Consider the following 4810-nt stretch of genomic DNA (forward strand, 5'->3'; position numbering starts at 1 on the left):
CAGCATCATCAACTAATTCTGTGCCACAATCTGCACATTCTTTGATGCCTTCGCGATATTCCATATTACATTTTGGACACCATGGCATAATGAAAACCCCCTTTATGTTATTAAGGGCTTCTGCAAAAGAAAAAGTATTGCAAAAGCCCTTTTGGTTTTAAATCATTTAATTAATGCAATTATTTATTCAGCAATTTTGAATAAGTGGTAAACTTTCTTTCCTTTTTTTATGAGTAAAGCACCATCTGCATTGAAATCGTTTGGTGTAAATACACGATCAAATTCTGTTACTTTAACATCGTTAACAGATACGCCACCTTGCGTGATGTTTCTTCTAGCATCAGAACGAGATACTGCCATCTTAGCATCTACTAAAAGAGTAATTAAATCAATACCTGCGTTGAATTGTTCGGCAGTGTAAGTAGTAGTAGGCATATCATCTGTTTTCATATTGCCACCGAATAGTGCGCGTGCAGCTTCTTGAGCCTTAACAGCTTCTTCTTCACCATGTACAATCTTAGTGATTTCATATGCAAGAACTTCTTTTGCGTGGTTGATTTCAGAATCTTTTAAAGCGCCAAGTCTACGAACTTCATCCATTGGTAAGAACGTAAGCAGACCAAGGCATTCTTCAACCTTAACATCTTCGATGTTTCTCCAGTATTGGTAGAACTCATATGGAGAAGTCTTTTCTGGATCTAGCCATACAGCACCCTTCATAGTTTTACCCATCTTGATACCTTCGCTAGTTGTTAACAATTTGAATGTTAAACCAAAAGCAGGTTTTCCTTCTTTACGACGGATTAAATCAACACCACCTAAGATGTTAGACCATTGGTCATTACCGCCAAGTTCAAGAGAACAGCCGTATAATTGATTTAATTTTAAGAAGTCATATGATTGCATTAGCATATAGTTAAATTCAAAGAATGTAAGACCTTTTTCCATACGTTGCTTGTAGCAATCGGCAGTAAGCATTTTATTTACAGAGAAGTGAACACCAACTTCACGAAGGAATTCAACATAGTTAAGTTCAAGTAACCAATCTGCATTGTTGGCAATAATAGCGTTATCATTATCAAAATCGATAAAACGAGATAACTGTTTATGGAAACAATCTGCATTGTGTTGAATCGTTTCTCTTGTCATGATTGTACGCATGTCCGATTTTCCAGAAGGATCACCGATCATTGTTGTACCACCACCTAGTAAAGCGATTGGTCTATGACCTGCTTGTTGCATATGCATCATAGCCATAACTGTTAAGAAATGACCAGCAGTTAAACTATCAGCAGTAGCATCAAAACCTATATAAAAGGTAACTTTCTCCTTACCTAATAATTCTTTAATTTCTTGTTCATGAGTAGTTTGCTCGATAAATCCTCTTTCGAGTAAAATATCATATACGTTTGTAGACATCTATGTTCCTCCTTCGGTTAGTTCGTAACTAGGCAATTGCGAAACTTAATTTAGCTAAGAAGCAATTAAGTGTATTGAAAGTTTCACAATTACCTAATTTCATAACTATTATCGTAACACAAACCCTCGTCATATTCAAGATGAATGTATGCATATATTTAAGTAAGTGCGAAACTCAATTTATTTAATTGTAAGCTTCTTGACTAGCGTAGGTTAACACAAAACACGCTACACATCTAAGAACCAATCAAGAATATTGAGAGTTTCGCGAGTACTTAAAAGGAATGATTTTCGAAGAAAGGAAGTAAGAAAAATGGAAAAAGACGCAACATATACAGTGAATCGACAAGAGTTAATTCGTATGGCTAGGGAGAGTTGTGAAGGAAATTTGAAGTCTTCGGGAAATGGTAGGTTTTCTCAAGGTTTATCGAGAAAAGGGATGACTTCAAAGCGTGAAAGTGTTGTGAAAACACCAAAGGCAGCCAAAGTAAAGACAAAGAGTGTGAATACTACAGCAATAACAGAGCAAGAGAAGAAGCAAAAAGCAATTAAATTCATGCTAATTCGTACAATATGTGCTTCTGCAATCTTTCTTGGGATTGTGGTGGTTGATAAGATGGATTTAACATATAAAACATTTGGCAGTGATAAGATTATAGAATCTGTACAGAGCAACCATGTGTATGAAAAGGCAGAAAAGTTTTTTGCAACATTGCAAGATGAAAAAATTATTAATGTTTTTAATGGACTTGATTAAGGAAATTGTGTTATACTCATACAAGTATGTATATATGCTTGTAAGATGGTAATACATGGTTATCTTACTAGTTTATAGGTTTACGATACAATGATAATGTAGCTATTGCAATTATGAAGATATGCAGTAATTGTGATGGTAAATATAGAATGGAGATACAATTACATGAGAAAATTAGCCTTATCCGATGAAATACTGCTAACGGTTGAGAAACCAGCCAGATATATTGGAAATGAAGTAAATATGACAGTAAAGAACTTAGATGAAATCGATATTCGTTTCTGTATGTGTTTTCCTGATGTATACGAAATTGGTATGTCACATCTAGGAATTCAGATTTTATATGATATGTTTAATAGAAGAAACGACACATACTGCGAAAGAGTGTATTCACCTTGGGTAGACCTTGACAAGATTATGAGAGAGAAGAATATTCCTCTATTTGCGTTAGAGTCTCAAGACCCAATTAAAGAGTTTGATTTCCTTGGAATTACTCTTCAATATGAGATGTGCTATACAAATATTCTTCAAGTACTAGAGTTGTCACAAATTCCAATCTATGCAAAAGACAGAACAGAAGAAGATCCAATTGTAGTTGGTGGTGGGCCTTGCTCGTACAATCCAGAACCGATTGCAGATTTCTTTGACTTCTTCTATATTGGAGAAGGTGAAACAGCTTATAACGAGATTCTTGATATCTATAAAGAGAATAAGAAGAATGGTGGTTCAAGAACCGATTTCCTTCGTAAAGTAGCAAATGTTCAAGGGATGTATGTTCCGATGTTTTATGACGTTGTATATAATGAAGATAATACAATTGCGTCTTTTGAAAAAAACGATGCCCAAGTGCCTGATAAGATTAAAAAGCAAGTGGAGATGGCATTGAGTGAAACTGTTTATCCGAAAAAGCCACTTGTTCCTTATATTAAAGCGACGCAAGACCGAGTTGTTCTTGAAATTCAACGTGGTTGTATTCGTGGATGTCGTTTTTGCCAAGCAGGTATGATATATAGACCAATTAGAGAAAGAGATTTAGAGTTCCTAAAACAATGTGCCTCTGAGATGTTAAAGGCGACAGGTCATGAAGAAATCTCATTAAGTTCATTAAGTTCAAGTGATTACTCTAAATTACAAGAACTCGTGTATTTCTTAATTGATGAGTTCCGTTCCAAAGGTGTTAATATTTCGTTACCTTCTCTACGTATTGATGCATTTGCTCTCGATGTAATGAGTAAAGTACAAGATATCAAAAAGAGCAGTTTGACATTTGCGCCAGAAGCAGGTTCACAAAGACTTCGTGATGTTATTAATAAAGGTCTTACAGAAGAAGTTATATTAAAGGGAGCTATGGATGCATTCAATAGCGGTTGGAATCGTGTTAAGCTATACTTTATGTTAGGGCTTCCAACAGAGAACTATGAAGATATTGAAGGGATTGCAGTATTATCTGATAAGATTGCAAGAGAGTATTACACAATACCAAAAGAAGAGAGAAATGGTCGTGTAAGTATCGTTTCGAGTACGTCTTTCTTTGTTCCAAAACCATTTACACCATTCCAATGGGTACGTATGAATACAAGCGAAGAATTCCTAGAGAAACAACGATTCCTAAATGGTAAGATGAGAGAACAATTGAATGCAAAGAGTATTAAATACAACTGGCATGAAGCAGAACTTACGATGTTGGAAGGTGTTCTTGCTCGTGGAGATCGTAGAGTGAGCAAGATTGTTTATGATGCATATAAAGCTGGCTGTATCTATGATTCTTGGTCAGAACATTTCAAATTTGATATGTGGATGAAAGCGTTTGAAGATAATCATATTGATCCAATGTTCTATGTAAGCAGAGAAAGATCATTTGAAGAAATTCTTCCTTGGGATTTTATTGATGTAGGAGTAACAAAAGCATTTTTAAAGAAAGAATATGAGCGTGCAGTATCTGAAAAAGTAACGCCAAACTGTAGACAGGCATGTTCTGGTTGTGGTGCAATGAGTTTTGGTGGCGGTGTTTGCTTTGAAGGAGGAGTACAGTAGATGAAAGCGAGAGTAAAATTTTCTAAAACAGGTAATCTGAAGTTTATTGGTCATCTTGATGTGATGAGATATTTCCAAAAGGCATTTCGTCGTGCGGAGATTGATATAGAATATTCAAAGGGATATAGCCCTCATATGTTACTATCCTTTGCAGCACCTCTTGGCGTAGGGCTAACAAGTGATGCAGAATATCTGGATATGCAGTTGCTATCAACATATTCAGAGCCAGAGATGGTTGCTAAGATGAATGAAGTAATGGTAAATGATATTCAAGTTGTTGACTTTAAATTGCTACCTGATACAAGCAAGAATTCGATGTCGATTGTTGCAGGAGCAGATTATAAAGTTTCATTAAAAGATGGATATACATTCGAAGCTGCTACAGATGAAGCTGGAAATGTTATTGAAACAGCATTAACAACAGTGAATTTCAAAGAGCGTTTTGAAGAATTTATAGCAAAAGAGCAAATTGTAATTCTTAAAAAGTCTAAGAAGAGCGAAAATGAAGTAGATATAAAACCATTTATCTATCATGTAGCTTTTGATGCAAATACATTCAAGGAACTTGGTGCTTCTTTCTATGAGAATAGTGTTGCAGAG

The 4810-nt window shown here is 35.3% G+C and carries 4 protein-coding genes; 3 read left to right on the forward strand and 1 reads right to left on the reverse strand.

Annotated features, from left to right (window positions below):
* Positions 1-183: 183 nt before the first annotated feature.
* Complete coding sequence (tyrS, locus tag RMR19_RS10700; protein WP_310603482.1) at positions 184-1419, reverse strand: tyrosine--tRNA ligase; 1236 nt, start codon at positions 1417-1419, stop codon at positions 184-186.
* A 313-nt stretch (positions 1420-1732) separates the two neighbouring features.
* Between tyrS and RMR19_RS10705 the strand changes: the two genes are divergently transcribed.
* From RMR19_RS10705 to RMR19_RS10715, 3 genes are all read left to right on the forward strand, one after another.
* On the forward strand, positions 1733-2176 hold the full coding sequence (locus tag RMR19_RS10705; protein WP_310603483.1) for a hypothetical protein: 444 nt from the start codon (positions 1733-1735) through the stop codon (positions 2174-2176).
* 165 nt (positions 2177-2341) lie between these two features.
* The gene (locus RMR19_RS10710) at positions 2342-4210 is read left to right on the forward strand and encodes a TIGR03960 family B12-binding radical SAM protein (protein WP_310603484.1); all 1869 of its coding nucleotides are present in this window, start codon (positions 2342-2344) and stop codon (positions 4208-4210) included.
* Positions 4211-4810, forward strand: a 600-nt coding sequence (locus RMR19_RS10715; RefSeq protein WP_310603485.1) for a TIGR03936 family radical SAM-associated protein, incomplete at its 3' end; no start/stop codon positions are given.

Origin of the sequence: Anaerosporobacter sp., from assembly GCF_031551385.1 — a bacterium.
GTDB lineage: Bacteria > Bacillota > Clostridia > Lachnospirales > Lachnospiraceae > Anaerosporobacter.